Annotated in this window: 27 protein-coding genes; 18 read left to right on the forward strand and 9 right to left on the reverse strand. The window is 70.2% G+C overall.

Going from position 1 to position 26,485, the window contains the following annotated elements; genetic code table 11:
- The first annotated feature begins 65 nt into the window (after positions 1-65).
- Positions 66-737 carry an RluA family pseudouridine synthase gene (locus AC07SQ_RS25175; protein ID WP_354343682.1) on the forward strand — a complete coding sequence of 224 codons (672 nt, stop codon included), beginning with the start codon at positions 66-68 and terminating at the stop codon, positions 735-737.
- On the opposite strand, the gene AC07SQ_RS25180 is transcribed toward AC07SQ_RS25175, so the two are convergent.
- From AC07SQ_RS25180 to AC07SQ_RS25195, 4 genes are all read right to left on the reverse strand, one after another.
- On the reverse strand, positions 724-1,164 hold the full coding sequence (locus AC07SQ_RS25180) for a universal stress protein (RefSeq protein ID WP_056579296.1): 441 nt from the start codon (positions 1,162-1,164) through the stop codon (positions 724-726). The genes AC07SQ_RS25175 and AC07SQ_RS25180 overlap by 14 nt on opposite strands.
- A 130-nt stretch (positions 1,165-1,294) precedes the next feature.
- Entirely contained in the window at positions 1,295-2,044 is a 750-nt protein-coding gene (locus tag AC07SQ_RS25185) for a 2OG-Fe dioxygenase family protein (RefSeq protein WP_070062542.1), read from the reverse strand.
- Complete coding sequence (locus tag AC07SQ_RS25190; protein WP_056579293.1) at positions 2,041-2,325, reverse strand: DUF427 domain-containing protein; 285 nt, start codon at positions 2,323-2,325, stop codon at positions 2,041-2,043. The genes AC07SQ_RS25185 and AC07SQ_RS25190 overlap by 4 nt, the downstream gene beginning before the upstream one ends.
- Positions 2,326-2,464: 139 nt before the next feature.
- Positions 2,465-3,391 carry a LysR family transcriptional regulator gene (locus AC07SQ_RS25195; protein ID WP_062477611.1) on the reverse strand — a complete coding sequence of 309 codons (927 nt, stop codon included), beginning with the start codon at positions 3,389-3,391 and terminating at the stop codon, positions 2,465-2,467.
- 234 nt (positions 3,392-3,625) lie between these two features.
- Here AC07SQ_RS25195 and AC07SQ_RS25200 point away from each other — a divergent pair, with 234 nt between their 5' ends.
- The 11 genes from AC07SQ_RS25200 to AC07SQ_RS25250 are packed head-to-tail and all read left to right on the forward strand — an operon-like array spanning position 3,626 to position 14,831.
- Positions 3,626-4,402, forward strand: a complete 777-nt coding sequence (locus tag AC07SQ_RS25200; RefSeq protein ID WP_495271697.1) for a 5-oxoprolinase subunit PxpA — start codon at positions 3,626-3,628, stop codon at positions 4,400-4,402.
- Positions 4,403-4,443: 41 nt separating this feature from the next.
- Complete coding sequence (locus AC07SQ_RS25205; RefSeq protein ID WP_095746198.1) at positions 4,444-4,692, forward strand: acetyl-CoA carboxylase; 249 nt, start codon at positions 4,444-4,446, stop codon at positions 4,690-4,692.
- Positions 4,693-4,703: 11 nt separating this feature from the next.
- Positions 4,704-6,098, forward strand: coding sequence for an acetyl-CoA carboxylase biotin carboxylase subunit (locus tag AC07SQ_RS25210; protein WP_495271698.1), 1,395 nt, complete (start codon positions 4,704-4,706; stop codon positions 6,096-6,098).
- On the forward strand, positions 6,095-6,994 hold the full coding sequence (locus tag AC07SQ_RS25215) for a 5-oxoprolinase subunit B family protein (protein ID WP_369629608.1): 900 nt from the start codon (positions 6,095-6,097) through the stop codon (positions 6,992-6,994). Before AC07SQ_RS25210 ends, AC07SQ_RS25215 begins: the two co-directional genes overlap by 4 nt.
- Positions 6,984-7,961 carry a 5-oxoprolinase subunit C family protein gene (locus tag AC07SQ_RS25220; RefSeq protein ID WP_495271699.1) on the forward strand — a complete coding sequence of 326 codons (978 nt, stop codon included), beginning with the start codon at positions 6,984-6,986 and terminating at the stop codon, positions 7,959-7,961. The genes AC07SQ_RS25215 and AC07SQ_RS25220 overlap by 11 nt, the downstream gene beginning before the upstream one ends.
- 52 nt (positions 7,962-8,013) lie before the next feature.
- Complete coding sequence (gene torT / locus AC07SQ_RS25225; RefSeq protein WP_495271700.1) at positions 8,014-9,096, forward strand: TMAO reductase system periplasmic protein TorT; 1,083 nt, start codon at positions 8,014-8,016, stop codon at positions 9,094-9,096.
- Positions 9,097-9,103: 7 nt separating this feature from the next.
- Positions 9,104-10,612 (forward strand): sugar ABC transporter ATP-binding protein, encoded by a 1,509-nt coding sequence (locus tag AC07SQ_RS25230; protein ID WP_495271701.1) that lies wholly within the window; start codon positions 9,104-9,106, stop codon positions 10,610-10,612.
- Entirely contained in the window at positions 10,609-11,655 is a 1,047-nt protein-coding gene (locus AC07SQ_RS25235) for an ABC transporter permease (RefSeq protein WP_139705676.1), read from the forward strand. The genes AC07SQ_RS25230 and AC07SQ_RS25235 overlap by 4 nt, the downstream gene beginning before the upstream one ends.
- 34 nt (positions 11,656-11,689) lie before the next feature.
- Positions 11,690-12,961 carry a 4-aminobutyrate--2-oxoglutarate transaminase gene (gabT, locus tag AC07SQ_RS25240; protein WP_307696120.1) on the forward strand — a complete coding sequence of 424 codons (1,272 nt, stop codon included), beginning with the start codon at positions 11,690-11,692 and terminating at the stop codon, positions 12,959-12,961.
- A gap of 12 nt (positions 12,962-12,973) precedes the next feature.
- Positions 12,974-14,437: an NAD-dependent succinate-semialdehyde dehydrogenase gene (locus AC07SQ_RS25245; protein ID WP_447746167.1), complete on the forward strand. Its 1,464-nt coding sequence runs from the start codon at positions 12,974-12,976 to the stop codon at positions 14,435-14,437.
- Between the two features lie 13 nt (positions 14,438-14,450).
- A complete protein-coding gene (locus tag AC07SQ_RS25250; protein ID WP_495260363.1) occupies positions 14,451-14,831 on the forward strand; it encodes a GFA family protein in 381 nt (126 codons plus the stop codon).
- A 3-nt stretch (positions 14,832-14,834) separates the two neighbouring features.
- On the opposite strand, the gene egtD is transcribed toward AC07SQ_RS25250, so the two are convergent.
- Together egtD and egtB are read right to left on the reverse strand one after the other, a co-directional pair.
- A complete protein-coding gene (gene egtD, locus AC07SQ_RS25255) occupies positions 14,835-15,833 on the reverse strand; it encodes an L-histidine N(alpha)-methyltransferase (RefSeq protein WP_139705681.1) in 999 nt (332 codons plus the stop codon).
- Positions 15,834-15,859: 26 nt separating this feature from the next.
- The gene (egtB, locus tag AC07SQ_RS25260; RefSeq protein ID WP_495271702.1) at positions 15,860-17,125 is read right to left on the reverse strand and encodes an ergothioneine biosynthesis protein EgtB; all 1,266 of its coding nucleotides are present in this window, start codon (positions 17,123-17,125) and stop codon (positions 15,860-15,862) included.
- A gap of 311 nt (positions 17,126-17,436) precedes the next feature.
- On the opposite strand from egtB, the gene AC07SQ_RS25265 reads away from it, so the two are divergent.
- Positions 17,437-18,783: an NAD(P)/FAD-dependent oxidoreductase gene (locus AC07SQ_RS25265; protein WP_447746174.1), complete on the forward strand. Its 1,347-nt coding sequence runs from the start codon at positions 17,437-17,439 to the stop codon at positions 18,781-18,783.
- 19 nt (positions 18,784-18,802) lie between these two features.
- Positions 18,803-19,054, forward strand: a complete 252-nt coding sequence (locus AC07SQ_RS25270; RefSeq protein ID WP_070062528.1) for a hypothetical protein — start codon at positions 18,803-18,805, stop codon at positions 19,052-19,054.
- A gap of 39 nt (positions 19,055-19,093) precedes the next feature.
- Here AC07SQ_RS25270 and AC07SQ_RS25275 read toward each other — a convergent pair whose 3' ends face one another.
- From AC07SQ_RS25275 to AC07SQ_RS25285, 3 genes are all read right to left on the reverse strand, one after another.
- Positions 19,094-21,019, reverse strand: coding sequence for a PhoX family protein (locus AC07SQ_RS25275; RefSeq protein ID WP_495271703.1), 1,926 nt, complete (start codon positions 21,017-21,019; stop codon positions 19,094-19,096).
- Positions 21,020-21,079: 60 nt separating this feature from the next.
- Positions 21,080-21,655, reverse strand: a complete 576-nt coding sequence (locus AC07SQ_RS25280; RefSeq protein WP_495271704.1) for a thermonuclease family protein — start codon at positions 21,653-21,655, stop codon at positions 21,080-21,082.
- A 96-nt stretch (positions 21,656-21,751) separates the two neighbouring features.
- Positions 21,752-22,783 (reverse strand): LacI family DNA-binding transcriptional regulator, encoded by a 1,032-nt coding sequence (locus AC07SQ_RS25285; RefSeq protein ID WP_495271705.1) that lies wholly within the window; start codon positions 22,781-22,783, stop codon positions 21,752-21,754.
- 130 nt (positions 22,784-22,913) lie between these two features.
- Here AC07SQ_RS25285 and AC07SQ_RS25290 point away from each other — a divergent pair, with 130 nt between their 5' ends.
- The 4 genes from AC07SQ_RS25290 to AC07SQ_RS25305 are packed head-to-tail and all read left to right on the forward strand — an operon-like array spanning position 22,914 to position 26,470.
- Entirely contained in the window at positions 22,914-23,780 is an 867-nt protein-coding gene (locus AC07SQ_RS25290; protein WP_495271706.1) for a dioxygenase family protein, read from the forward strand.
- A 22-nt stretch (positions 23,781-23,802) separates the two neighbouring features.
- Entirely contained in the window at positions 23,803-24,573 is a 771-nt protein-coding gene (locus tag AC07SQ_RS25295; protein WP_495271707.1) for an SDR family NAD(P)-dependent oxidoreductase, read from the forward strand.
- Complete coding sequence (locus AC07SQ_RS25300) at positions 24,570-25,478, forward strand: beta-keto acid cleavage family enzyme (protein ID WP_495271708.1); 909 nt, start codon at positions 24,570-24,572, stop codon at positions 25,476-25,478. Before AC07SQ_RS25295 ends, AC07SQ_RS25300 begins: the two co-directional genes overlap by 4 nt.
- Entirely contained in the window at positions 25,475-26,470 is a 996-nt protein-coding gene (locus AC07SQ_RS25305) for a quinone oxidoreductase family protein (RefSeq protein WP_495271709.1), read from the forward strand. The genes AC07SQ_RS25300 and AC07SQ_RS25305 overlap by 4 nt, the downstream gene beginning before the upstream one ends.
- Positions 26,471-26,485: the final 15 nt, after the last annotated feature.

Consider the following 26,485-nt stretch of genomic DNA (forward strand, 5'->3'; position numbering starts at 1 on the left):
CATATCGGTCGAGGATAGCCCAGCCTTCTTCCGGCTTTCTGAGCCTCTCTACACTCGCTGTCCCCATGACCGCTTCGCCGCCCGACCTGCTCCCCGTTCACGAAGACGCCCACCTGCTGGTGCTCGACAAGCCCGCCGGCCTGCTGTGCGTGCCCGGGCGCGGCGAGGACAAGCAGGACTGCCTGAGCGCGCGCGCCCAGCGCCAGTGGCCCGACGCGCTCATCGTGCACCGGCTCGACATGGGCACCAGCGGCCTCGTGGTGATGGCGCGCGGCCTGGAGATGCAACGCGCCCTGAGCGCGGCCTTCGCCGACCGCGAGGTGCACAAGCGCTACGAAGCCATCGTCGACGGTGTGATGCCGCAGCGCGATGACTGGTCGCTCATCGACGCCCCGCTGATGGCCGACTGGCCGCGCCGGCCGCTGCAGAAGATCGACCCGGCCGGCAAGCCCAGCCTCACGCGCTGGCGCGCACTGGCCAGCGTGTCGCCGCCCGGCGGCCCTGCGGCCACGCACGTGCTGCTGGAGCCGCTCACCGGCCGCTCACACCAGCTGCGCGTTCACCTGCTGTCGATCGGGCACCCGATTTTGGGCGATGCGCTGTACGGCGACGCCGCGCTGCAGGCACGCGCACCGCGCCTGCTGCTGCATGCCAGGGAACTGGGGTTCGTGCATCCCGCGACGCGGGAGCCGTTGCACTTCGAACGTGCGGCGGGCTTCGTGCTCAGCGGCCCTTGACGACGAGCACCGGCATGGTGGCGTCCTGCAGCACGCGCTGCGTCACGCTGCCCAGCAGCAGTTTCTCGATGCCGCTGCGCCCGTGCGAGCCCATCACGATCAGGTCGGCCGCGATGGCGATGGCGGTGTCCACGATGCCTTCGTGCACCACGTGGCCGTCGATCACGCGCTGGTCGCTGTGCAGGCCTTCGGCCGCCAGGGCGGCCACGCCGCGTGCGAGCGCCGCGTTGGCGCTGGCGGTGGCCGCCGCGAGGTATTCGTTCTGGCCGAGCGCGTAGTCCGCGCCCACGCCGATGAAGGGGTAGTTGTCGATCACGTGGATCAGCGTGATGCGGCTGCCGAAGGCCAGGGCGAGACCGCTGGCCTTGCTGACCGCGAGCATGGAAGTTTCGGAGCCGTCGATGGGGACCAGGATGTGATTGAACATGGCGGGACCTCGCTTAGCGTTCGCAGACAGACAGACTGACGGACCCGGTTCGCACCGGGTCGGGCCCCGAATTTAACCGCTATGCAGAACCCGCCCTGTAGGACTCCGACCAGCGAAGTCCGCAGGCGTCTCAATCCCCCTGGAAACCCTCAGACCGGCAGGTGACCACCAGCGTGTCGCGCCACCCATCGCCGCCCTCTTCCAGCGGCTGGATCGGCGTCGATTCGTGGATCACGCGCGCGTCGTCCAGCAGCAGCAGCGTCCACGGCTCGGTCATGGTGAAGCGCTCGCCGCGCCGGCCATTGGCCTCGAACACGCGCGTCTCGCCACCCTTGATGCCCTGGCGCCCGATCAGCACCACCGCCACCAGGTCGACACCGTCGCGGTGCGCGCCTTCGGGCGTGGGGCGGCCGATGCCGCCGGCGGTGTCGATGCGGAACTGGTGCGCTTCCACGAACCAGCGCTGCGGTGCGCCGCGCATGTCGCTGCTGACCTGGCCCAGCTGCTGCATCAGCCGCTGCCACACGGGCTGCGCCACCGTGGCGTCGAGCATCGGCGCAAACCAGCGCTGCATGCCGCCGTGCAGCGCGTTGTATTCGACCGGCTGCCAGTGCGCGCGGTGCGGCACCTGCGCCAGCGTGGCGTCGGCCTCGACCGTGAAGCAGGCGTGGCGCCGCGTGCGGTAGCGCCCGCCGTCCTTCAGGTACTCGTCGGGCGGCAGGTCGTTCCAGTCGGCGTGCAGCGCCTCGAGCTGCGCCAGCGGCACGCCGAGCCAGTCGCACACGCCCTGCGGGCTGAGCACCGCGTAGCCGTGCTCGCGCAGCGCACCGGCCAGTTCGGCCGGCGGCGTGAACGGGGGAGCGAAGGCGGCGGTGCTCACTGGGCGCTGACCTTCACGTCCTTCCAGAACGCGACGCGGTCACGGATTTCCTCGGCTTCGGGCTTCGGGTCGGGGTAGTACCAGGCGGCGTCGGCGTGCAGCTCGCCGTTGACCAGCAGCGAGTAGTAGTTCGCCGAGCCCTTCCACGGGCAGGTGGTCTTGTGGTTGCTGAAGGTGACCACGTCGCGGTTGAGCGAACTCATCGGGAAGTAGTGGTTGCCTTCGACGAGCACGGTGTCGTCGCTTTCGGCGATGGTGACGCCGTTCCAGGTTGCTTTCATGGGATCGATCTCCGGGGAGGTGCAAGGTGCCGATGCCGCATTGCGCGCTCGGGACAGCGGCTATTGTGACGCTGGCGCGACGTGCTTTCCTTGCGCCGGGTCATCCCGGCCCGATGCCGGCAGGGTTTCCCCGGCCGTGTCAGGCGCGGCCGCGCCCGGTGCGCCCCGACGCCGGCTCGAGAAACAGCTGCCGGAAGTAGTTGCGGAACGCGGTCATCGCCGGCGAAAACTCCACGCCCTGCTTCCACCCCAGGCCGATGTTCATCGTGGGCACCGCGTCGCGCAGGTTGATGGTCTCGATGCGCTTGCCTTCCAGCGACCACGGCCGGTACACCATGTCCGACAGCACCGTCACGCCCAGCCCGTTGGCCACCGTGCTGCGCACCGCCTCCACCGAACTCGTGCGCAGCCGGATCTGCGGCTGGTGCGGCGTCTTGCTCCAGTACTTGAGCGCGGTGGCCGCGGCCTCGTCCACGGTGAGCATGATGTAGGGCTCGGCCGCCACGTCGGCCAGCGTCACCTCGGCCTTGTCCAGCAACGGGTGCTTGGCCGGCACCCACAACCGGCGCTGCGAGCCGAAGAAGGTTTCGAGCGACAGCTCGCGCAGCACCACGTTCGACGTGAGCACCACGCCGATGTCGTAGCGCTGCGTGATCAGGCCCTCTTCGATGGCTTCGCGCGCCACCTCGTGCACCTTCACCGTCACCTGCGGATGCAGCTGCTCGAAGCGCTGCAGGTGGTGCGGCAGGAAGTAGCCCAGCACCGTGTAGCTGGCCGCGATGGTGAGCGAGCCCTCGACGTTCTCGCCTTCGTGCGGCATGCGCACCGCCTCGTCGGCCGCCGACAGCACCGCGTAGGCATGGCTGAGAAAGCGGCGCCCGGCCTTGGTGAGTTCCACGCCGTGCGGGTGCCGCTCGAAGAGCTGCTGCCCCATCAGCTCCTCGAGCTCGCGGATGGCGGTGGTCACGGCCGACTGCGAGATATTGAGCTGCAGCGCCGCGTGCGAGATGCGCCCCACCTCGGCCACCGCAGAGAAGTACTTGAGCTGGCGAAGGGTCAGGGACATGGCGCCGTCTTCCTAGGGTATTTACGGATACGCGCTGCCTGCCTCGGGCGAAAACCCGATACCGCGCGATCGCTTCCCTCCAGCGTAGCGCCCATTCCAGCGGCTTGCAGCATCTGTTTTTCAGATATCGGACCGCCTGAAAACAATGCTTTTCGGCCTTTCGACTGCTGGCTAACCTTCGCGCCAACCTGCACCGCCCCCTTGGCGATGCGCACCACACAAAGGCGGGACGACGTGACGAAGACAACGCGGATCGATCTGAATTCCGACATGGGCGAAGGCTTCGGCCCCTGGACCATCGGCGACGGCGTGGACGAGCAGCTCATGCCGCTGATCAGCTCGGCCAACATCGCGACCGGCTTCCATGCCGGCGACCCGAACATCATGCGCAGGATGGTGCTGCTGGCCCGCGAACACGGCGTGGGCATCGGCGCGCACCCGGGCTTTCGCGACCTCGTGGGCTTCGGGCGCCGCCACATCACCGCGCCGGCCGACGAGCTGGTGAACGACATGGTCTACCAGCTCGGCGCGCTGCGCGAGTTCGCGCGCCTGGCCGGCATGACGCTGCAGCACATCAAGCCGCACGGCGCGCTGTACATGCATGCGGCGCGCGACGAGGCGCTGTCGCGCGCCCTCGTCACCGCGCTGCAGCAGATCGAACCCACGCTGCGCCTGTTCTGCATGGAGTCGTCCGTCACCTTCCAGGTGGCGCGCGAGCTGGGCCAGCCGGTGGTGCGCGAGTTCTATGCCGACCGCGACTACGACCTGAGCGGCTCCATCGTCTTCACGCGCCGCGTCGGCGCGCTCGACCCCGAAGCCGTGGCCGCCAAGGTGCTGCGCGCCTGCACCGAGGGTGTGGTGCGCACGGTCGAAGGCCAGGACGTGGCGGTCGGTTTCGACTCGGTCTGCATCCACAGCGACACGCCCGGCGCGCTGGCGCTCGTGCAGGCCACGCGACGCGCCCTTGCCGACAACGGCATCGAAGTTGCAGGCCTGGCCAAGCCCGCCTGAGTTTTTTCTCGTTTTCCCGAACTTGTTCCAGGAGTGCCCCGATGCCCGCTACCCATGAAGTCCTGAGCCCGCTGCCGGGCACCTTCTACCGCCGCTCGGCGCCCGACGCGCCGCCGTTCAAGGCCGAAGGCGACACCGTGGCCGTGGGCGACGTGCTCGGCCTGGTCGAGGTGATGAAGCAGTTCAGCGAAGTCACGGCCGACGCGGCCGGGCGCCTGGCCCGCTTCGCCGTCGAGAACGGCGAGCCGGTCGATCCGGGCCAGCTGCTGGCCGTCATCGAAACGGCCTGAGGCAACCGCCCATGACCGCCGCATTCGACACACTGCTGGTCGCCAACCGGGGCGAGATCGCGGTGCGCATCATCCGCGCCGCCAAGGAGCTGGGGCTGAAGACCGTCGCCGTCTACAGCGACGCCGACGCGCAGAGCCTCGCCGTGCGCATGGCCGACAAGGCCGTGCGCATCGGCCCGGCGCACGCCACCAAGAGCTACCTGAGCATCGACGCGATCCTGCAGGCCGCCGCCGACAGTGGTGCCGGCGCGGTGCATCCGGGCTACGGTTTTCTTTCGGAGAACGCGGCCTTCGCCGAGCGCGTCGAGGCCGCGGGCCTGGTGTTCGTCGGCCCGACGCCGCATGCGATCCGCACCATGGGCGACAAGGCCGCGGCGCGTGCCGCCGCCCTGCGCGCCGGCGTGCCCACCGTGCCCGGCAGCGCGGGCGTGGTAACCGACCCGGACACCGCCGTCGAAGTCGCGAAGGACATCGGCTACCCCATCATGATCAAGGCCTCGGCCGGCGGCGGCGGGCGCGGCATCCGCGTGGCGCACGACGAGGCCGAGCTGCGCCAGCAGTTCGCCACGGCCACCGCCGAAGCGCAGGCGGCCTTCGGCAACGGCGAGGTGTACCTCGAACGCTTCATCCGCCAGGCGCGCCACATCGAAGTGCAGATCCTGGGCGACGGCGAGCGCGTGGTGCACTGCTTCGAGCGCGAATGCTCGCTGCAGCGGCGCCGCCAGAAGGTGTGGGAAGAAGCGCCCTCGGCCGCCATCAGCGAGGCCACGCGCGCCGCGCTGTGCGAATCGGCACTGCGGCTCGCACGCGCCGTGGCCTACCGCGGCGCGGGCACGCTCGAATACCTGTACGACGACGACACGCGCGAGTTCTTCTTCATCGAGATGAACACGCGCATCCAGGTCGAGCACCCGATCACCGAGATGGTCACCGGCGTCGACCTCGTGAAGGAGATGCTGCGCATCGCGCTGGGCCAGCCGCTGCGCCTGCAGCAGGAGGACATCCGCCTCACCGGCGCGGCCATCGAGGTGCGCATCAACGCCGAGAACGCGGCGAAGAACTTCATGCCGAGCCCCGGCCTCGTGTCGCAGCTCGTGGTGCCGGGCGGCCCGGGCGTGCGCTTCGACACCTTCCTGTTTCCCGGCTACACCGTGCCGGCCTACTACGACTCGCTGCTCGGAAAGCTCATCGTGCACGACACCGACCGCGCCAGCGCCCTGGCTCGCATGCGGCGTGCGCTCGACGAGTTGCAAGTCGAAGGCATCCACACGACGATCCCGCTGCACCGTGCGCTGTGCGAGGACGCGGATGTCGCCAAGGCCGAGTTCCATACCGGCTTTCTCGAAACCTGGCTCGCGGCGAATCCACTCGCCGACGCGCCTCCTTTGTTGAAGGTGGCCGCATGACCGCTGCAAGCACCCTCCCCCCGCAAGCCCGCTACAGCTTCGGCGGCGACGAGCACCTGTTCGTCGAAATCAGCGAAGAGATGTCGCTGCCTGCCTTCTTCAAGGGCATGGCGATCTGCAACGAGCTGCGCCGCCGCGCGCTGCCCGGCGTGACCGAGATCTGCCCGGCCAACGCCGCCTACCTCGTGCGCTTCGACCCCGATGCGATCGCGCCCGACGCGCTGCTCGCCACGCTGAAGGAGATCGAGGCGGGCCTGGGCGATGCCGACCTGCAGATGCAGACACGCATCGTCGAGATTCCGGTGCTCTACAACGACCCGTGGACGCACGAGACGCTGATGCGTTTTCGCGAGCGCCACCAGGACCCGTCGAGCACCGACATCGAGTACGCGGCGCGCATCAACGGCCACGCCTCGGTCGAGGCCTTCATCGAGGCGCACTCGTCGGCGCCGTGGTTCGTGTCGATGGTCGGCTTCGTGGCCGGCCTGCCCTTCCTGTTCCAGATGGTCGAGCGCCAGCGCCAGATCCAGGTGCCCAAGTACCTGAGCCCGCGCACCGACACGCCCAAGCTCACACTGGGCCACGGCGGCTGCTTCAGCTGCATCTACTCGGTGCGCGGCGCGGGCGGCTACCAGATGTTCGGCGTCACGCCCGCGCCGATCTTCGATCCGGCCCAGCGGCTGTCGTACCTCAAGGACCTGATGGTGTTCTTCCAGCCCGGCGACATCGTCAAGTGGAAACCCATCGATCGCGCCGAGTACGACCGCCAGGTGGCGCAGGTCGAGGCCGGCACCTACGCACTGCGCATCGCGCCGGTGTCGTTCTCGCTCAACGACTTTCTGGCCGACCCCGACGGCTACAACCAACAACTGCTGAAGGTGCTCCATGGCGATTGACGTGCTCAAGCCCGGCCTCGCGACCAGCGTGCAGGACGCCGGCCGCCCCGGCTACTACCACCTGGGCATTCCGCTGTCGGGCGCGCTCGACCAGCAAAGCCTGGTGCTCGCGAACCTGCTGGTGGGCAACGACGAAGGCGCGGCCGTCATCGAAAGCACGCTGCTCGGACCCGAGCTGCAGTTCGACGCGCCCGCGCTGGTGGCGGTGACCGGCGCCGACGCGAAGATCAAGCTCAACGGCAACGAAGCGCCGCGCAACACCTCGTTCGCGGTGCAGGCCGGCGACAAGCTGAGCTTCGACTTCATGAAGCTCGGCGCCCGCATGTGCATCGCCGTGGCCGGCGGCATCGACGTGCCGGTGGTGCTCGGCAGCCGCTCGACCTATGGCCTGGGCGCGTTCGGCGGCTTCAACGGCCGCAAGCTGCTGGCCGGCGACAAGCTGCCCGTGGGAACACCTTCGGCCAACGCCCGCGCGGGCCGCACGGTCGATGCCGCGCTGCTGCCGGTGCTCGAGAAGGAAGTGGCCCTGCGCGTGCTGCCGGGCATCTACTTCCATCGCCTGCAGGAGGTGTCGGTGCACAGCTTCTTCGCCGACACCTGGACCGTCGGCTCCGAGGCCGACCGCATCGGCTACCGCTACAAGCACGGCACGCCGCTGAAGTTCCAGGACCGCACGCCGCCCTTCGGCGCGGGCGACGACCCGTCGAACATCGTCGATGCGGGCTACCCGTACGGCTCCATCCAGGTGCCGGGCGGACGCGAGCCGATCATCCTGCACCGCGACGCGGTGTCGGGCGGCGGCTACGCCATGGTGGGCACCGTCATCAGCGCCGACATGGACCTCATCGCCCAGATGCAGCCCAACCACAAGGCGCGCTTCGTCGAGGTCGACATGGCGCAGGCGCTCGACGCCCGCGCCGAACGCCGACGACGGCTCGACCGCCTGCGGGCCGCGCTCGCGGCCTGACGCGCGCCCGTCCTCCCCTTTTTCTTCACCGCTGTCACCCAAGGAGTTCTTCATGAACAGCTCGCCCCTGCGCGTTTCATTGATCGCCGCTTCGCTCGCCGCCACCCTGGCGTGGCACGCCCCGGCCTCGGCCGCCGACTGGTTTCCCTACAAGGCCGAGGCCACCGAGCCCGCCTTCTCGGCCGAAGGCACGAAGAAACCCATCGACTACACGCCGCTGGCCAAGGCATCGAAGAAGTGGGACATCTGCGTGTCGTTCCCGCACATGAAGGACGCCTACTGGCTCGGCGTGGACTACGGCGTGATCGAAGAGGCGCGTCGCCTGGGCGTGAAGCTGCAGGTGGTCGACGCGGGCGGCTACACCAACCTGGGCAAGCAGGTCTCGCAGATCGAGGACTGCGTGGCGCGCGGCGCCAACGCGGTGGTCATCGGCGCGATCTCCGGCGACGGGCTCAACAATGTCATCAAGGCCACGGCCGCGAAGAAGGTGCCGGTGATCGACCTGGTCAACGGCATCAGCTCGCCCGACCTGTCGGCCAAGTCGCTCGTTTCGTTCTACACGATGGGCCAATCGACCGGCGAGTACCTCGCCAAGAAGCATCCGGCCGGCTCGCCGCCGGTAAAGGTCGGCTGGTTCCCCGGCCCGGCCGGCGCGGGCTGGGTCGAGGCCGCGCACAAGGGCTTCATGGAAGCGATCAAGGGCAGCGCCGTGACGGTGCTCGACCCGAAGTACGGCGACACCGGCAAGGAGGCGCAGGCCAAGCTGGTCGAAGACGTGCTGCAGGGCAACCCCGACCTCGCCTACGTGGCCGGCACGGCAGTGACCGCTGAGGCCGCCACCGGCATCCTGCGCGCGCGCAACCTCGACAAGAAGGTGCAGGTGCTCTCGTTCTACATGACGCCGGGCGTCTACGAAGGCATCCAGAAGGGCCGCATCGTGGCCGCGCCGGCCGACTCGATGGTGATCCAGGGCCGCATCGCGGTCGACCAGGCCGTGCGCCTGCTCGAGAACAAGGACGTGGTGAAGCACGTCGGCCCGAAGATCTTCGTGGTCGACGCCGGCAACATCAAGACCGTGAAGCAGGCCGACATCCTGCCGCCGACCGGCTTCAAGCCGGTGTTCGAGGTCAAGTAGGCCGGCCATGGCTCCCGTGCTGCTGCAGACCCTCGGCCTGGGCAAACGCTACCCCGGCGTGCTCGCGCTCGATGCGATGGACTTCGAGCTGCGCGCCGGCGAGGTGCACGTGCTGTTCGGCGAGAACGGCGCCGGCAAGTCCACGCTGATCTCGCTGCTGGCCGGCGCCAACGTGCCGAGCGCGGGCGAGATCCGCATGCACGGCGCGCCGGTGAAGTTCGCCAACGTGCACGACGCGCGGCGTCACGGCATCAGCGCGGTGTTCCAGGAGTTCTCGCTGATCCCCACGCTGTCGGTGGCGCAGAACCTGAGCCTGGGCGAAGAGCCGTGCCAGGGCGGCCTGCTCGACCGCGCGGCGGTGCGCGAGCGCGCCCGCACGATGCTGGCCGACCTGGGCTTCGAGATCGACGTCGATGCGCCCGTGGCGGGCCTCACGCGCGCGCAGCAGCAGATGGTGGAGATCGCCAAGGGCCTGCGCGGCGAGGTGTCGGTGCTGATCCTCGACGAGCCCACCGCCTCGCTCACCGACACCGAAACGCAGCGCCTGTTCGAACTGGTGGCGCGGCTGAAGGCGCGCGGCGTGGGCATCGTCTATATCTCGCACCGCATGCAGGAGATCGCGCAGATCGCCGACCGCATCACGGTGCTGCGCGACGGCCGCAAGGTCACGACGGTGGACGCGCATGCGACCAGCGCCGACCGGCTCATCGAGCTGATGAGCGGGCGCGCCATCGACAACATCTACCCGCGCATCACGGCCAACCCCGGCGAGGTGGTGCTGCAGGTCGAGGGGCTGGCCTCGCCCAACGGCGTGCGCCACGCCAGCCTCACGGTGCGACGCGGCGAAGTGGTCGGGCTGGCCGGATTGGTGGGCTGCGGCAAGTCGGAGCTGTTCCGCGCGATCTACGGGCTCGACCCGGTGAGCGAAGGCCGCGTGCTCTTCAAGGGCCGGCCGCGCACCGGCGCGACGGTGCGCCAGCTGCTCGACGAGGGCCTGTTCTACCTGCCGCCCGACCGCAAGGGCGAAGGGCTGGTGCTCGGCTTCACGTCGCGCGCCAACATCACCTTGCCCCTCGTGCACGGGCCGCTGCGCGGGCGTGGCGGCTGGCTGCGCAAGCGCCTCGGGCGACGGCTTTCGACGACAGCCGCCGAGCGCGTCGAGCTTGCGCCGCGCAACCTCGAACGGCCCGTCGGCCTGCTCTCGGGCGGCAACCAGCAGAAGGTGCTGTTCGGCAAGGGCATGACGCGCGACGCCGCGCTCTACGTGTTCGACGAGCCCACGGTCGGCGTCGACGTCGGCACCCGCAGCGCGCTGTACGAGGTGATCCGCAAGCTCTGCGAAGGCGGCGCGGCGGTGGTCGTGATCTCGTCCGACCTGCCCGAGGTGCTGCACCTGAGCCACCGCGTGTACGTGATGTGCCGCGGCGAGATCGCCGGCGAGCTGCACGGCGACGCCATCCAGGAAACCGCCGTGCTCAACCTGTTTTTCGGCCCCAGCGAGAACCCCTCCTCATGACTTCGCCTTCCCTCACCGCCGCCCCGGCGGCTCCCACGCCCGGCCTGGCCGGGCGTGCCCTCGGCCTGCTGCGCAGCCTCTTCTTGCGCCTGGGCGTGCTGCCCTTCATGCTGGTGATCGCCTGCGTGGTGTTCGCCACGCTGTCCGACCAGTTCCTCACAGTGCAGAACCTCGTGAACCTGCTGCGCCAGTCGGTCTACCTGATCCTCGTGTCGCTGGGCCAGATGCTGGCGCTGGTCACCGGCGGCTTCGACCTGTCGGTGGGCACGGTGATGGCGATCACCTCGGTGGTCTCGGCGCTTGCCATGCAGGCGCTGGGCGCGGCCTTTCCCGACGCGGCCTGGATGGTGGTGCTCGTGGGCTGCGCCTGCGGGATGCTCGCCGGGCTGGTGGTGGGCCTGGTCAACGGCTTCGGCGTGGCGGTGATCGGCGTGTCGCCCTTCATCGTGACGCTGGGCGTGCAGTCGATCGGTTTCGGCTTCGCGCTGTTCCTCACGGGCGGCGTGCCGGTGTCGGGCATGCCGGCGCAGTTCAGCGAGCTGTTCGGCTTCGGCACCGTGCTCGGCGTGCCGGTGCCGATCCTCGTGACGGCCGTGTGCGTGGCCGGCATGGGCCTGCTCATGGGCCGCCTGCCGACCGGCACGCACCTGCTCGCGGTGGGCGGCAACGCCAAGGCCGCGGCACTGTCGGGCATCGACACGCGCCGCGTGCTGCTCATGGCCTATCTGCTGTGTGCGGGCCTGGCGGCGGTGAGCGGCCTGCTGCTCACGGCGCGCGTGGAAACCGGCGAGGCCAACCTCGGCGGCACCGTGGCGCTCGAATCGATCGCCGCCTGCGTGATCGCGGGCGTGAGCCTGCGCGGCGGCATCGGCCGCGTGCCCAACGTGGTGATGGGCGCGATCTTCATCGGCCTGGTGCAGAACGGCATGAACCTGGCCAGCGTGGGTTCGTACCTGCAGATGGTGGTGCTGGGCGCCCTGCTGATCGTGGCCGTGGTCGCCGACCAGATCCGCCATCGCATGGTGGCGCCGGGCAGCCATTGAGCGCCCCCCAATACAAGCAACAAAGGAATCTCTCATGACATCCAAGACCAACGCCGCCATCGACGCGCGCCGCATCGCCGCCACGCCGCGCGGCGTCGGCATCGGCTTTCCGATCTACGCAGAGCGCGCGCTCAACGCCGAGCTGTGGGACGTCGAAGGCCGGCGCTACATCGACTTCGGCTCGGGCATCGCGGTGCTCAACACCGGCCACCGGCACCCGCGCGTGGTGGAGGCCATTCGCGCGCAGCTCGAGCGCTTCACCCACACGGCCTACCAGGTGGTGCCGTACGAAAGCGTGGTGTCGCTGGCCGAGCGCCTGAACCGCCTCACGCCCGGCACCCACGCCAAGAAGACCGCCTTCTTCACGACCGGCGCCGAGGCGGTCGAGAACGCCATCAAGATCGCGCGCGCCGCCACGCGCCGGCCCGGCGTGATCGCGCTGGGCGGCGGCTTTCACGGCCGCACCTTCATGGGCATGGCGCTCACGGGCAAGGTGGTGCCGTACAAGACCGGCTTCGGGCCCTTCCCCGGCAGCATCTTCCACGTGCCCGCGCCGATCGCGCTGCACGGCGTGTCGGTGGACGATTCGCTGCGCGCCATCGACAAGCTGTTCAAGGCCGACATCGAGCCCGAGCAGGTGGCGGCCATCATCCTGGAGCCGGTGCAGGGCGAAGGCGGCTTCTACGCCGCGCCGCCCGCCTTCATGCGCGCGCTGCGCGAGATCTGCGACCGCCACGGCATCCTGCTGATCGCCGACGAGATCCAGACCGGCTTCGCGCGCACCGGCAAGTGGTTTGCCATGGATCACTACGACGTGGTGCCCGACCTCATGACGATGGCCAAGAGCCTGGCCGGCGGCACGCCGCTGTCGGCCGTGTGCGGCCGCGCCGAGATCATGGACGCGCCCGCGCCCGGCGGGCTCGGCGGCACCTACGCCGCCAACGCGCTCGCCATCGCGGCGGCGCATGCGGTGCTCGACGTGATCGAGGACGAACGCCTGTGCGAGCGCGCGCAGGTGCTGGGCGACCGGCTCAAGGCGCGCCTCGAAGGGCTGCGCGCCAAGGTGCCGCAGATCGCGGACGTGCGCGGCCTGGGCGCGATGGTGGCGGTCGAGTTCGCGGGCGCCGACGGCGCGCCCGACCCCGAGTTCACGAAGCAGGTGCAAACCCGAGCGCGCGACGCGGGTTTGCTGCTGCTGACTTGCGGCGTGCACGCCAATGTGGTCCGCTTCCTGTTCCCCCTGACCATCGAAGACGCGGTGCTCGGCGAAGGCCTCGACATCCTCGCCGCCGCATTGCAAGCCTGAGACAAACCACCCATGCCACTGAAACTCCAAGACCCCACCCTGCTGCGCCAGCAGGCCTGCATCGCCGGCGCCTGGGTGAATGCCGACAACGGCACCACCGTCGCCGTCACCAACCCCGCCACCGGCGAGCAGATCGGCACCGTGCCGATGTGCGGCACCGAGGAAACCGTGCGCGCCATCGCCGCCGCCGAAAAGGCCCAGAAGGCCTGGGCCAAGGTGCCCGCCAAGGAACGCTCGGCCATCCTGCGCAAGCTCAACGACCTGATGCTGGCGAACGTGGACGACCTCGCGCTGATCATGACCACCGAGCAGGGCAAGCCCCTGGCCGAGAGCCGCGGCGAGATCGCCTACGCCGCCTCGTTCATCGAGTGGTTCGCCGAAGAAGCGCGCCGCGTGTACGGCGACACCATTCCCGCACCGCAGGCCGACCGCCGCATCCTGGCGCTGAAGCAGCCCGTGGGCGTCACCGCCGCCATCACGCCCTGGAACTTTCCCACCGCCATGCTCACGCGCAAGGCCGGGCCCGCGCTCGCGGCCGGCTGCGCGATGGTCGTGAAGCCGGCCACGCAGACGCCGTTCTCGGCGCTGGCCTTTGCCGTGCTGGCCGAACGCGCGGGCGTGCCCAAGGGCCTGCTGTCGGTGCTCACCGGCTCGGCCAGCCAGATCGGCGGCGAGATGACGCGCAGCCCCATCGTGCGCAAGCTCACCTTCACCGGCTCGACCGAGGTGGGTCGCACGCTCATGAAGCAGTCGGCCGACACCATCAAGAAGCTGTCGCTCGAACTCGGCGGCAACGCGCCCTTCATCGTGTTCGACGATGCCGACGTGGATGCGGCCGTCGAAGGTGCGATGGTCTCCAAGTACCGCAACACCGGCCAGACCTGCGTGTGCGCGAACCGCTTGTACGTGCAGCGCGGTGTGCTCGAGGCCTTCACGCAGAAGCTCGTGGCCAAGGTCAACGCGCTGAAGGTCGGCAACGGCACCGAGGCCGGCGTCAACCAGGGACCGCTGATCGACGCCAAGGCGGTCGAGAAGATCGAGGAGCACGTGGCCGACGCCGTCGCCAAGGGTGGCACCGTGCTCGCGGGCGGCAAGCGCCATGCGCTGGGCGGCCTGTTCTACGAGCCGACCGTGATCGGCGGCGCCACGCCCGACATGCTGTTCGCGCGCGAGGAAACCTTCGGCCCGCTGGCGCCGATCTTCGCGTTCGACACCGAGGCCGAAGCCATCGCCGCGGCCAACGACACCGAGTTCGGCCTGGCCGCGTACTTCTACAGCCGCGACATCGGCCGCATCATGCGCGTGGCCGAAGCGCTCGAGTCGGGCATCGTGGGCGTGAACACCGGGCTGGTGTCGACGGCCGAGGCGCCGTTCGGCGGCGTCAAGCAGTCGGGGCTGGGGCGCGAGGGCTCGAAGTACGGGCTCGACGACTTCCTCGAGATCAAGTACGTGTGCCTTGCGGGGCTGGACAGCTAAGAACTCGCTGCCCGTGACAACGTACCAAGGCGCTTGCCACTGCGGCGCGTGCCGCTTCGAAGTCGACACCGACCTCGACCATGTCCGCAGCTGCAACTGCTCCGTGTGCCGGCGCCGGGGCGCGCTGATTCACCGCGTGCCCGCATCGGCGCTTCGCCTGCTCACGCCGCTGGAAGACCTCACGGTCTATCAGTGGCACTCACGGACCGCACGCGACTACTTCTGCCCCACCTGCGGAATCATGCCGTTCCGAATTCCCAGCGCGCCGACCGCGCAAGAGGCAGCCGAAGGCAAGCTTCCGTTCACGGGATGGGCCATCAATGCGCGCTGTCTTGAAGGCGTGGACCTGGCCAGCGTGCCGGTCCGGCTCGTGAACGGCGCGGACCTGTCCTGAGGCTCAGCTTAGGAGCCAGTGAACGCTGAACAACCGCTCGGGGTCGGTCCACACCGCCCCGACGCGGAAGCCCGCGCGCACCGCCAGGGCCTGCAGGCCCTCGACGGTGAACTTGTGCGAGTACTCGGTGTGCAGCGTCTCGCCTTCCTCGAACGAGAAACGCTCGCCGCGCAGCTGCACGCTCTGCGCGCGCCGGCTCACGAGGTGCATCTCGATGCGCCGCATCGGCGCGTTGTAGAAGGCCGCGTGCGAGAAGCCGTCGAGGTCGAAGTCGGCCGACAACTCCGCGTTCGCGCGCCGCAGCAGGTTGAGGTTGAACGCCGCCGTCACGCCCTGTGCGTCGTTGTAGGCCGCGTGCAGCCGGTCGGGGTCTTTCACCAGGTCGACGCCGATGAGCAGGCCGCCGCCGCGCAGCATGCGCGCCGCGAGCTGCAGGAACGCCAGCGCCTCGTCGGGCTCGAAGTTGCCGATGGTCGAGCCCGGAAAGAAGCCCACGCGCCGGCCCGCCCCGGCCATCGGCGCGGGCAGCACGAGCGGCATGGTGTAGTCGGCCGCGATGGGCTGCACCGCGAGCGCCGGGTAGTCGGCCTTCAGGCGCGCCGCCGCGGCTTCGAGGTGCTCGCCCGAGATGTCGATCGGCAAGTAGCGCTTGGGCGATTCGAGCGCGTCGAGCAGCAGCCGCACCTTGGTGAGCGAGCCGGCGCCGAACTCGACGATCTCGGCGTTCGGCCCGATCTGCGCGGCGATCTCGCCGGCGCAGGCGCCCAGGATGCCCAGCTCGGTGCGCGTGGGGTAGTACTCGGGCAGTTCGCAGATGCGGTCGAACAGCTGCGAGCCGGCCACGTCGTAGAAGAACTTGGGCGAGATGTGGCGCGGCGTGCGCGCCAGGCCGGCCTGCATGGCACGGCCGAACTCGGACCACGGGGCGGTGTCGGGCGGGGTCGCTGCTTCCTGTCGCTGCAGGTGGCTGGCGAGGGCGAACGGGGCGGTCGGATTGCGCATGGTGCTCGGCTCCATCGAGGTGTCGGTCAAAGGTCTTTCGCGAGCCGCAGCCCCGAGAACTGCCAGCGTGCCGCCGGCGGAAAGAAATTGCGGTAGCTCGACCGCGTGTGGCCGGCCGGCGTGGCCACGCTGCCACCGCGCAGCACCAGCTGGCCCACCATGAACTTGCCGTTGTATTCGGCCGCGATGCCGGGCAGCGGACGAAAGCCCGGGTACGGGTCGTACGACGAACGCGTCCATTGCCAGACATGGCCGCTCATCTGCGCGATGCCGGGCGCGTCGAAGGCGGCCTCCCATTCGAACTCGGTGGGCAGCCGCGCGCCGGCCCATTCGGCGTACGCGGCGGCCTCGTAGAAGCTCAGCTGGGACACGGGCGCGTCGGCCTCCATCGGCCGCACGCCGTGCAGGCCGAACACCTGCCAGCCGCCAGTCGCGGCATGGCCGCCGCCGGCACCGAGGGTGGCGATGCGCGGGTCGTCGGCTTCGAGCCAGTAGGCCGGGTGGCGCCAGCCCTGCGCCTGCACCGTGGCCCAGCCGTCGGACAGCCACAGCTCGGGCCGCCGGTAGCCGCCGTCGGCAATGAACTGCGCGAAGTCGCCGCAGTTCACCAGCCGGTCGGCGATGGCGTAGGGGCGCAGCAAGGCGGCGTGGCGCGGCGTCTCGTTGTCGAAGCAGAAGCCTTCGCCTGCATGCCCGACCTCGACCGTGCCGCCCGGCTGTTCCAGCCAGCGCACCTCGGCCGGCACGGCGGCCAGCCGCCGCGCGGGGCCGCTCGCGGGCTTGTACGCCGGCAGCAGCGGGTTGCACGACAGCGCATGCAGGATGTCGGTGAGCAGCAGCTCCTGGTGCTGCTGCTCGTGGTTCAGCCCCAGCGCGACGATGGCCTCGATGGCCGCCCAGTCGAGCGCCTCCGGCGCCGCCAGCAGCGCGAGCACCGCCTCGTCGACATGGCGGCGGTAGGCATGCACTTCGTCGAGCGACGGCCGCGTGAGCAGCCCGCGCTGCGGCCGCGGGTGGCGCGGGCCGAGCGCCTCGTAGTAGGAGTTGAAGAGGTAATGAAAACGCGCATCGAAGGGTTGGTACCCCGCCGCATGCGGCTGCAGCAGCACGGTCTCGAAGAACCATGTCGTGTGCGCCAGGTGCCACTTGGTCGGGCTGGCGTCGGGCATCGACTGGATGCACTGGTCCTCGGCGGACAGCGGCGCGGCCAGCGCCAGGCTGGCGGCGCGCACCGTGCGGAATTGCTCGCGCAAGGCGCTCGCCACGGGGGCGATCGGCCGGGAAAACGTCATGGTGTCTCCAGTTCGAAGGTGTGAATGAATCCGCCGTGTCCGAGCGGCCCGCGCAGGCGTGTGCCATCAAGGCGCAAAGCGCAGTCGCAGCTCGGGCTGCGGCGAGCATTTGCAACGCCGAGGGCGCGCGTCTGCGCGGGATGAGCGGGCATGGCGGGTTCGTTCACACCTTCTCAGGTCAGCGGGAAGTTTTAGCCCATTCGGGCGACAAAAGCACGTAGGACAAGACGCCGCCGCCGCGCCGCCGCAGGAGCCCGTCCTGCGCGCAAGCGGCCCCGGAACGCCCCGGCCCGCTGCGTATGATCCGGGCGATGCAAACCCCCTCTCCTTCGGCCAGGCCCCACGTTGTCATCATCGGCTGCGGTTTCGGCGGACTCGAGGCAGCGCGCAAGCTGCAGCGGGCCGACGTCGATGTGACGGTGATCGACAAGACCAACCACCACCTGTTCCAGCCTCTGCTCTACCAGGTGGCGACCGCCGGGCTCGCGGCGCCGTCGATCGCGGCGCCGGTGCGGGCGCTGTTTCGCAAGCAGTCCAACGTGACCACGCTGCTGGCCGAGGTGACGGGCATCGACCCGGCCGCGCGCACGGTGCAGCTGGCCGACGGCAGCCAGGTGGCCTACGACCACCTGATCGTGGCGGCCGGCGCCACCCACAGCTACTTCGGGCACGACGAATGGGCGCCCGCCGCGCCGGGCCTGAAGACGCTGGCCGATGCCTTCGAGATCCGCCGCCGCGTGCTGATGTCCTTCGAGACGGCCGAGACCACCGCCGACCCCGAGCGCCGCCGCGCGCTGCTCACCTTCGTGGTGATCGGCGCCGGGCCGACCGGCGTCGAGATGGCCGGCACGCTGGCCGAGATCGCCAAGCACACGCTCGCGGGCGAGTTCCGCCGCATCGACCCCGGCAGCGCGCAGGTGCTGCTGGTCGAGGGCGGCCCGCGCGTGCTGCAGGCCATGCCCGAAAGCCTGAGCCAGAAGGCGCTCGAACAACTGGAACGGCTCGGCGTGGAGGTGCGGCTGAACGCGCGCGTCACCGCCATCGACAACGCCGGCCTCGAAGTGCAGACCGGCGGCGGCCCCGACGGCGCGCCGCTGCAGAGCTACCGCATTCCCAGCAGCTGCGTGGTGTGGGCGGCCGGTGTCGCGGCCTCGCCGCTGGGCCGGCTGCTCGGCAATGCCACGGGCGTCGAGTGCGACCGCGCGGGCCGCATCAAGGTCGAGCCCGACCTGAGCCTGGCCGGCCACCCCGAGATCAGCGTGGTGGGCGACCTGGCCGCCGCCATGAGCCACGCGCCCGGCAAGCCGCCCAAGCCGGTGCCCGGCGTGTCGCCCGGCGCCAAGCAGGCCGGCCGCGCGGCGGCGGCGAACATCCTGCGCCGCCTGGCGGGCCAGCCCACCGTGCCGTTCCGCTACGCCGACTACGGCAACCTGGCCACCATCGGGCGCAACTCGGCGGTGGTCGACCTGGGCACGCCCTTCGGCCCGCTGCGCTTCAGCGGCCGGCCCGCGTGGCTGTTCTGGCTGTTCGCGCACGCGTACTTCCTCATCGGTTTCCGCAACCGCGTGGTCGTGATGTGGGACTGGGCCAGCGCCTATTGGAGCTTCCAGCGCAACGCGCGCGTGGTGGCCGACGTGCAGGGCCGCAGCGAGTCGTAAGCACTTCCCACGCCGCGCGATGACGTTGCTCTGGTGGGTCGTCTTTCATGCGCTCGATGCGCTGTTCTGGCTCTGGATCCTGCGCTGGGGCGGCGCGGCCTGGCTCGAGGGCACCTTTCTCTCGGGCTTTCTCGTGAGCATCTTCGCGCCGCGCTGGGGCGCCGAGGGCCTGCGCATGTTCGCGCTGCTGATGCTGGTCGTGTGCGCGATCAGCTTCGTCTGGGGCCTGCTCATGCCCGAGATGCGCTGCTGGTACTCGGGCCACTGCTGAAGGCCCGAGGGCGCCCCGCAAGGCGCCCTCTTGGCTGCGTCAGCTGCCGATCACCCCACCGTCGATCTTCGTGATGACCACGGTCGCCGAGCGCGGCCGGCCCGCGCCGTCGGGCCACTTCGACACGGCGAGCGGGCGCTCGGGGTCGCTGCGCTCGTTGGCCGGCTCGCCCGGGTGCTGGATGTTGATGAACAGCGTGCGCAGGTCGGGCGTGGCCGTGAGGCCGGTGATCTCGCAGCCGGCCGGGCCGAGCAGAAAGCGGCGGATCTCGCCCTTGGTCGGGTCGCAGGCCAGCATCTGGTTGTTCGGCAGGTTCGTGTACTCGCCCTTGCCCAGCGTGGAGGTCGACACGTCGGTCTGGATCCACAGCACGCCGCGCGCATCGACCATCAGGCCGTCGGGGCTGCCGAAGGCGTCGCCCTTGACGTTGCCCTGCGCCTCGTAGCGCGTCTGCTTCGGGTCGCCCGCGAGCACGAGGTGGTTCCACGCGAACTTCGTGGCGTCGAGGTCGCCGCTTTCCTTCCAGCGGATGATCTGGCCCATCGTGTTGTTGGAGCGCGGGTTGGCCGCGTCCATGAAGGGCTGGCCCGGTGCGCCGCGGTTGCTGTTGTTGGTGAGCGTGCAGTAGACCTCCTTCGTCAGCGGATCGACGGTGGTCCACTCGGGGCGGTCCATCTTCGTCGCGCCAAGGATGTCGCTGGCCTGGCGCGACTTGATGAGCACGTCGCCCTGCGTGGCGAAGCCCTTGTCGGCCACCAGCCCGCCCTTGCCTTGCACCAGCGGCAGCCATTCGCCCGTGCCGTCGACGTCGAAGCGGCCCACGTAGAGCGTGCCGTGGTCGAGCAGCTCGCGGTTGGCGGCGGCGCCGCCGGGGCGGACCTTGTCGCGGCTCACGAACTTGTAGATGTACTCGAAGCGCGAGTCCTCGCCCATGTAGACCACGGCGCGGCCGTCGTCGGTGAGCGCCACGGCCGCGCCCTCATGCGCGGCGCGGCCCAGTGCGGTGCGCTTGCGCGGGGTGGAGCTCGGGTCTTGCGGATCGATCTCGACCACCCAGCCGTAGCGGTTCGATTCGTTCGGGTGCTTTTCGACGTCGAAGCGTTCTTCGTGCTCGTGCCAGCGGTACTTGGCGCCGTTGCCCTTCTTGAGGCCCCAGCGCTTCTGGTGCGCGTCGGGCGTGGCCGTGCCCTCGAAGTAGTCGGCGAAGTTTTCCTCGCAGGTCAGGTAGGTGCCCCACGGCGTCTGGCCGTTGGCGCAGTTGTTGAAGGTGCCGAGCACCTGCGTGCCCGAGGGGTCGCCCGCCGTGCGCAGCATCGGGTGGCCGGCCGCGGGGCCGGTCAGCGTCATCGGCGTGAGCGCGGTGATGCGGCGCGCGAAACGCGAAGGCAGCACCTGCTGCCAGGCCGCGCCGTCGCGCTGCAGCTCGATCACCGACACGCCGTGCGCGTGCATCGACTTGCGCACCTTCGCGGCGCTCCAGGTCTTCATGCCGTCGGTGTGCAGCAGGCCGTCGTCCACGTACTCGTGGTTCAGCACCAGCAGGCCGCGGTTCGATCCATCGAGCGGAAAGAAGGCCATGCCGTCGTGGTGCATGCCGGCCTGCAGCGCCTGGTCGTCGGCGGAGTCGGAGGCATCGGTCTTGAAGGCGGGCATGCGGCCCGCGATGCCGGTGGGGTCGCCCCAGCGGTACAGCACCTGCGTGCGGTAGCCCTCGGGCACGACCACCTGGTCGACCGCCGCCATGGGCACGCTCTTGAAACCGATGGCGCGGCCCAGGCCGCTCACGGCGCTATTGCTACTGCCGCTGCCCGTGCTGGCACAGCCGGCCAGCGGCCCGAACAGGCCCGCCACGGCCGCCGCCAGGCCGCCGCGCACGAAGACCCGCCGCTGCGGATCGGACACGTCGTGGATGGTGGGGTTGCTGGAGGGGTTCGAGTCCTCCATGCGCGCGAAGTCTTTGGCCATGTCCTGGGGGTCCGTGGGAATCGTGGGAACCTGCGATGCTCCCGCGCCCCCATGAAGCCGTCATGACAGGGGTTCGAAGCGCACGTCGCCCCAGGGCCGCGAGTTACCGCCGTGGTTGTTGTTGCCGCGCGGCTGCTCCCGCCGTTCGCGGCGCCAGTCCCAGGGCGGCGTCGGCGCGGTGTCGGCCCACAGGCCCAGATGCTGCGCACGCGCCGCGGCCTCGAGGCGGAACAGGTCGCCGCCACGCTTCTTCGCGATGCCGTGGTAGTCGTACACCCAGGCCCAGCCTTCGGCCACCAGGCGGCGGCCGGCGTCTTCGCCGTTGCAGCGCACATCGGCCACGGTGCGGCCGTAGCGGTCGGTGTCGCGCTCGGTGATGACGGCCTTCTCGGCATAGCACAGGCGGCTCAGCGCCTGGCGGCTGCGCTGGCCGTAGGGCTGCGCTTTCTCGGGCGCGTCGATGGCGGCGATGCGCACCTTGACCTGCTCGTAGGCGCCGCTGCGGCCGCAGCGCGCGGTGAGCGTGTCGCCGTCGCTCACGCCCACGACGAGGCAGGTGCGCGGCGACGCGGCGTGGGTCAGCAGCGGGAGGGAAAGGCCGAGGGAAAGAAGCAGGAAGACGGGACGAAAGCGCATGCGGAAAGGGAACGGAACACGGGGCCGGGAATGGCCGACGATTCTCGGCGCGAAGTGTGCGCGCCGCCCTGCGGATGCATTTGTTTTCGTCTTCGTTCAGCGCGCGGCCGGCGCGGCCGTCGACTTGCGCACCACCAGCTCCGGGCGCAGCACCACGGTGGAGGCCGACAGCGCCTGCCCGTCGATCTCCTCGAACAGCATCTCGGCCGCGCGCCAGCCGAGTTCGCGGTGCGGCAGGCGGATGGTGGTGAGCGGCGGATCGACCATGTCGACCAGCGGCATGTCGTTGTGGCCGGTGATCGAAATGTCCTGCGGCACGCGCAGGCCGGCCTCGCGCAGCGCGTCGTAGGCGCCCAGCGCCACGAGGTCGTTGCAGCAGACCACGGCTTGCGGCGCGGCGCCGGCCGCGAGCATCTGCTTCATCGCGACCGCGCCGGCCTCGCGGCTGTAGCTCGTGCATTCGACGATGCGGGCCGGCTTCATGCGGTGGTCGCGCAGCGCCTGCTCCACGCCCAGCAGGCGGCCCACGCCGGTGGGGATGGTCTGCGGCCCCGCCAGGTGCGCGATGCGCTTGTGGCCCAGGCCCACGAGGTGATCGACCGCGAGCTTCATCGCCAGCCGGTCGTCGCTCACCACGGCGGGCAGGCGGCCGGTTTCGTCGGCGCGGTTGACCAGCACCGCGGTCATGCCGGCCTTGGCGACGAAGTCGACCAGCGGGTCGTCGCGCGTGGCGGTGGCCAGGATCACGCCGTCCACGCGCTGCGCCAGCATGCGCTCGAGCACCGGCCGCGCGAGCGCCGGGTCGACCACGTTGGTGACGAACACGAAGTAGCCGCGCGCCGCCGCGCTGGCCTCGATGCCCTGCAGGATCGGCGGGAACACCGCGTTCGTGATGTCGGGCACCAGCACGCCGATGGTGTGGGTGCGGCCCGTGCGCAACGCCGAGGCCGCGCGGTTGGGCCGGTAGCCCAGCCGCTGCGCGGCCTCCTCGACCACGCGCAGCACCTCGTCGCTGATCAGCGAGCGCTTCTCGAGACTGAGCGCGCGCGACACGGTCGACACATGCACCCCGGCGGCACGGGCGACGTCGCGGATGGTGACGGGGCTGGAAGGGGGATGGGTGCTCATTGGTGCAAACGATTGTTGGGCATCCGGTGCGCCATGGTTGGCGAATTCCCATTCTGGCATCCCGGATACCCGCCATTTTACTTTTCTGGAATCTGCCGTAAGATTATGCAAACGATTGCAAGAATTGCAGATGAACATCGCCACCTCCCCCGATTCGGTGCTCGGCTTTGCGCTCGACGCCATGCAACGCACCCCCGACCCGCGCCTGCGCACCGTGATGGACGCGCTCACGCGCCACCTGCATGCCTTCGTCCAGGAGGTGAAGCTGACCGAGGAGGAGTTCGAGCAGGCGCTCGAATTCATCGTCGCCATCGGCCACGCCACGGGAGAGACCAAGAACGAGGTGGTGCTGGCGGCCGACATCCTGGGCGTGTCCACGGTGGTGGCGCTGCAGAACAACCAGGACCCGCACGGCGAATCGCCGGCCGCCCTGCTCGGCCCCTTCTGGCGCGCCAACTCGCCAGCCTGCGCGGCGGGCGAGAGCATTGCGCGCTCGGGCACGCCCGGCACGCCGCTGGAGGTGACGGGCACGGTGCGCGACGTGGGCGGGCAGCCGATGGCCGATGTCACGGTCGATGTGTGGCAGGCCTCGCCGGTCGGGCTCTACGAGAACCAGGACCCCGAACAGGACGACATGAACCTGCGCGGACGCTTCACCACCGATGCCGAGGGCCGCTTTCATTTCCGCAGCGTGCGCCCCGCCGGCTACCCCGTGCCCACCGACGGGCCGTGCGGCGTGCTGCTGCGCGCGCAGCAGCGCCACCCGAACCGGCCCGCGCACCTGCACTTCATGCTGAGCAAGCCGGGCCACAAGGTGCTGGTCACGCAGGTGTTCGCCGACGACGACGAGAACCTGGAGAGCGACCCGACCTTCGGCGTGACGCGCCAGCTCATCGGCCGCTTCGCGCTCGCGCCCGACGGCGGTAGCGCCACGCTGCAGTACGACTTCCAGCTCGAACCCGGCGAGATGAAGTTCCCCCGCCCACCGATCCCCTGATTCCGCAACTTCCCTTCATCCCATGAGCTTCGATCCCCAATCCCGACTCCACGGCAAGATCGCCGTCATCACCGGCGGCCTCGGCGCCATCGGCTATGCCACGGCCACGCGGCTGGCCGCGCTGGGCGCCACCTGCGTGCTACTGCACCGCGGTGGCGACAACAACAACGCCGCCGCGCGCGCCGCCGCCCTGCCCTCGGACAGCGGCCAGCGCCACGGCGCGATCCGCGCCGACATCGTCGACACGCCGAGCCTGCAGGCCGCCGCCGCCGAGGTGAAGGCCGCGCACGGGCGCTGCGACATCCTGGTCAACAGCGCAGGCCACACGCGGCCCGTGCCCGCCGCCGACCTCGACGCGCTGACCGACGACCTCATCGACGACCTGCTGCGCGCCAACTTCCGCGGCGTGTTCGCCACCATCCGCGCCTTCGCGCCGATGCTCAAGGCGACCGGCGACGGGCTGGTGGTCAACATCTCGTCCATCGCCGGCTTCACGGGCGTGGGCAGCAACCTCGCGTACGTCGCGGCCAAGGCCGGGCTCGACGTGGTGGGCGACGCACTGGCCAAGGCGCTGGCGCCGGCGGTGCGCGTGGTGTCCGTGTCGCCGGGTGCGGTCGAGTCGGGCTTCGTGCCCGGGCGCGGCGCGGAATTCGCCGACAAGATGGCCAGCACCACGCCGCTGGGGCGCATCGGCAAGCCCGACGACGTGGCGGCCACCGTGGAAGCGCTGGCCACCACGCTGCGCTTCGTCACCGGCACGCGCATCGTGGTCGACGGAGGGCGCCACCTGTGAACAACGCCAAGACGCTCATCACCTGCGCCGTCACGGGCAACCTCGTGAAGCCCGAGCAGACGCCGCACCTGCCGATCACGCCGGTGCAGATCGCCGACGAATGCCTGGCCGCCGCCGAAGCCGGCGCGGCGCAGGTGCACATCCACGTGCGCCACCCGGAGACGGGCAAGCCCTCGATGGAGGTCGAGCTGTACCGCGAGGTGGTCGATCGCATCCGCCGCGAGAACCGCGAGCTGATCGTGAACCTCACGACCGGGCCGGGCGGGCGCTTCATTCCGAGCGAGGACGACCCGAAGATCGCCGCGCCCGGCACCACGCTGCTGCCGCCCGAGAAGCGCGTGGAGCACATCGCGCTGATCCGGCCCGACGTGTGCTCGCTCGACCTCAACACCATGAACTCCGGCCCCGACGTGGTGATCAACACGCCGAAGAACGTGCGCCGCATGGCGAAGGTGATGCGCGAGGCCGGCGTGAAACCCGAGCTGGAGATCTTCGACTCGGGCGACATCCACCTGGCGCTGGACCTCATCGCCGACGGCACGCTCGATGGCCCCGCGATGTGGACCTTCGTGCTCGGCGTGAAGTACGGCTTCGCGCCCACACCCGAGACGCTGCTCTATGCGCGCAACCTGCTGCCGCGCGGCGCCTTCTGGAGCGCCTTCGGCATCGGCCGCACGGAGTTTCCGATCGTCGCGCAGTCGTGGCTGCTGGGCGGCCACGTGCGCGTGGGCATGGAAGACAACATCTACCTCGAGAAAGGCGTGCTGGCCCAGAGCAACGCGCAGCTCGTGGCGAAGGCGCGCGACATCCTGCGCAGCCTGGGCGGCGAGGTCGCCAACCCGCGCGAGGCCCGCGCGATGCTGGGGCTGGCCGACGCCCGCGCCGTTCAGGGAGCCGCACGATGAGCGCCGTCACTCAAGAGCCCCGCGCCCTGCGCGTGAACGGCAAGGCCGCCAACCCCGAGGCACTGCACCTGGAGGCCGCGCCGCAACCCGAGCCCGTGGCGCCACCCGGCCATGCCGTGGTGCGCGTGGCCGCCGCCGCCGTGAACCCGAGCGACGTGAAGGCCGCGCTGGGCCTGATGCCGCAGGCCGCCTGGCCGCGCACGCCGGGCCGCGACTTCGCGGGCACCGTCGTGAGCGGCCCTTCGGAATGGATCGGCCGCGAGGTCTACGGCTCGGGCGGCGATGTCGGCATCACGCGCGACGGCTCGCATGCGCGCTACCTGGTGCTGCCCGAAGCGGCCCTGCGCGCCAAGCCGAAGGGCATCTCGATGGACGAGGCCGGCGCGGTGGGCGTGCCCTTCGTCACGGCCTACGAGGGCTTCCGGCGCTGCGGCATGCCGCAGACGGGCCAGACGGTGCTGGTGCTGGGCGCCAACGGCAAGGTCGGGCAGGCGGCGGTGCAGCTGGCCGCGCAGGCCGGCGCGCGCGTGATCGCGGTGCAGCGCGGCCCGGGGCCCTTCGCGGGGTTCGCGAGCGCGCCGGTCGACGTGGTCGATGCGCGCCACCACGCCGACGTGGGCGCGCAGGTGCGCGAGCTCACCGACGGACGCGGCGCGCACATCGTCTACAACACCGTGGGCAGCGCCTACTTCGAGGCCGCCAACAAGGCAATGGCCAAGGGGGCCACGCAGATCTTCATCGCCACGCACGACCGCGCGGTGCCCTTCGACATCTTCGCGTTCTACCGCGGCATGCACACCTACGTGGGCATCGACTCGCTGGCGATGGACTGCGTGGCCTCCACCGCGCAACTCGACGCGATGCGCGAAGGCTTCGAGCGCGGCACGCTGAAACCCTTTCCCGTGGCACGCCACTTCGCGCTCGACGAGGCGCTCGACGCCTACCGGCTGGTGCTGTCGGGCAGCACCGACCGCGTCGTGCTGCGCCCCTGACTCCCGAGGACACCC

The organism is Variovorax sp. GW821-FHT06D12, assembly GCF_059419205.1.

Excerpts from the sequence above, each read along its gene's own strand:
- AC07SQ_RS25175 (WP_354343682.1), top strand. The coding sequence starts at position 66 with ATGACCGCTTCGCCGCCCGACCTGCTCCCCGTTCACGAAGACGCCCAC.
- AC07SQ_RS25180 (WP_056579296.1), bottom strand. The coding sequence starts at position 1,164 with ATGTTCAATCACATCCTGGTCCCCATCGACGGCTCCGAAACTTCCATG.
- AC07SQ_RS25190 (WP_056579293.1), bottom strand. The coding sequence starts at position 2,325 with ATGAAAGCAACCTGGAACGGCGTCACCATCGCCGAAAGCGACGACACC.
- AC07SQ_RS25195 (WP_062477611.1), bottom strand. The coding sequence starts at position 3,391 with ATGTCCCTGACCCTTCGCCAGCTCAAGTACTTCTCTGCGGTGGCCGAG.
- AC07SQ_RS25205 (WP_095746198.1), top strand. The coding sequence starts at position 4,444 with ATGCCCGCTACCCATGAAGTCCTGAGCCCGCTGCCGGGCACCTTCTAC.
- AC07SQ_RS25210 (WP_495271698.1), top strand. The coding sequence starts at position 4,704 with ATGACCGCCGCATTCGACACACTGCTGGTCGCCAACCGGGGCGAGATC.
- AC07SQ_RS25215 (WP_369629608.1), top strand. The coding sequence starts at position 6,095 with ATGACCGCTGCAAGCACCCTCCCCCCGCAAGCCCGCTACAGCTTCGGC.
- AC07SQ_RS25220 (WP_495271699.1), top strand. The coding sequence starts at position 6,984 with ATGGCGATTGACGTGCTCAAGCCCGGCCTCGCGACCAGCGTGCAGGAC.
- torT (WP_495271700.1), top strand. The coding sequence starts at position 8,014 with ATGAACAGCTCGCCCCTGCGCGTTTCATTGATCGCCGCTTCGCTCGCC.
- AC07SQ_RS25230 (WP_495271701.1), top strand. The coding sequence starts at position 9,104 with ATGGCTCCCGTGCTGCTGCAGACCCTCGGCCTGGGCAAACGCTACCCC.
- AC07SQ_RS25235 (WP_139705676.1), top strand. The coding sequence starts at position 10,609 with ATGACTTCGCCTTCCCTCACCGCCGCCCCGGCGGCTCCCACGCCCGGC.
- gabT (WP_307696120.1), top strand. The coding sequence starts at position 11,690 with ATGACATCCAAGACCAACGCCGCCATCGACGCGCGCCGCATCGCCGCC.
- AC07SQ_RS25245 (WP_447746167.1), top strand. The coding sequence starts at position 12,974 with ATGCCACTGAAACTCCAAGACCCCACCCTGCTGCGCCAGCAGGCCTGC.
- egtD (WP_139705681.1), bottom strand. The coding sequence starts at position 15,833 with ATGCGCAATCCGACCGCCCCGTTCGCCCTCGCCAGCCACCTGCAGCGA.
- egtB (WP_495271702.1), bottom strand. The coding sequence starts at position 17,125 with ATGACGTTTTCCCGGCCGATCGCCCCCGTGGCGAGCGCCTTGCGCGAG.
- AC07SQ_RS25265 (WP_447746174.1), top strand. The coding sequence starts at position 17,437 with ATGCAAACCCCCTCTCCTTCGGCCAGGCCCCACGTTGTCATCATCGGC.
- AC07SQ_RS25270 (WP_070062528.1), top strand. The coding sequence starts at position 18,803 with ATGACGTTGCTCTGGTGGGTCGTCTTTCATGCGCTCGATGCGCTGTTC.
- AC07SQ_RS25275 (WP_495271703.1), bottom strand. The coding sequence starts at position 21,019 with ATGGCCAAAGACTTCGCGCGCATGGAGGACTCGAACCCCTCCAGCAAC.
- AC07SQ_RS25280 (WP_495271704.1), bottom strand. The coding sequence starts at position 21,655 with ATGCGCTTTCGTCCCGTCTTCCTGCTTCTTTCCCTCGGCCTTTCCCTC.
- AC07SQ_RS25285 (WP_495271705.1), bottom strand. The coding sequence starts at position 22,783 with ATGAGCACCCATCCCCCTTCCAGCCCCGTCACCATCCGCGACGTCGCC.
- AC07SQ_RS25290 (WP_495271706.1), top strand. The coding sequence starts at position 22,914 with ATGAACATCGCCACCTCCCCCGATTCGGTGCTCGGCTTTGCGCTCGAC.
- AC07SQ_RS25295 (WP_495271707.1), top strand. The coding sequence starts at position 23,803 with ATGAGCTTCGATCCCCAATCCCGACTCCACGGCAAGATCGCCGTCATC.
- AC07SQ_RS25305 (WP_495271709.1), top strand. The coding sequence starts at position 25,475 with ATGAGCGCCGTCACTCAAGAGCCCCGCGCCCTGCGCGTGAACGGCAAG.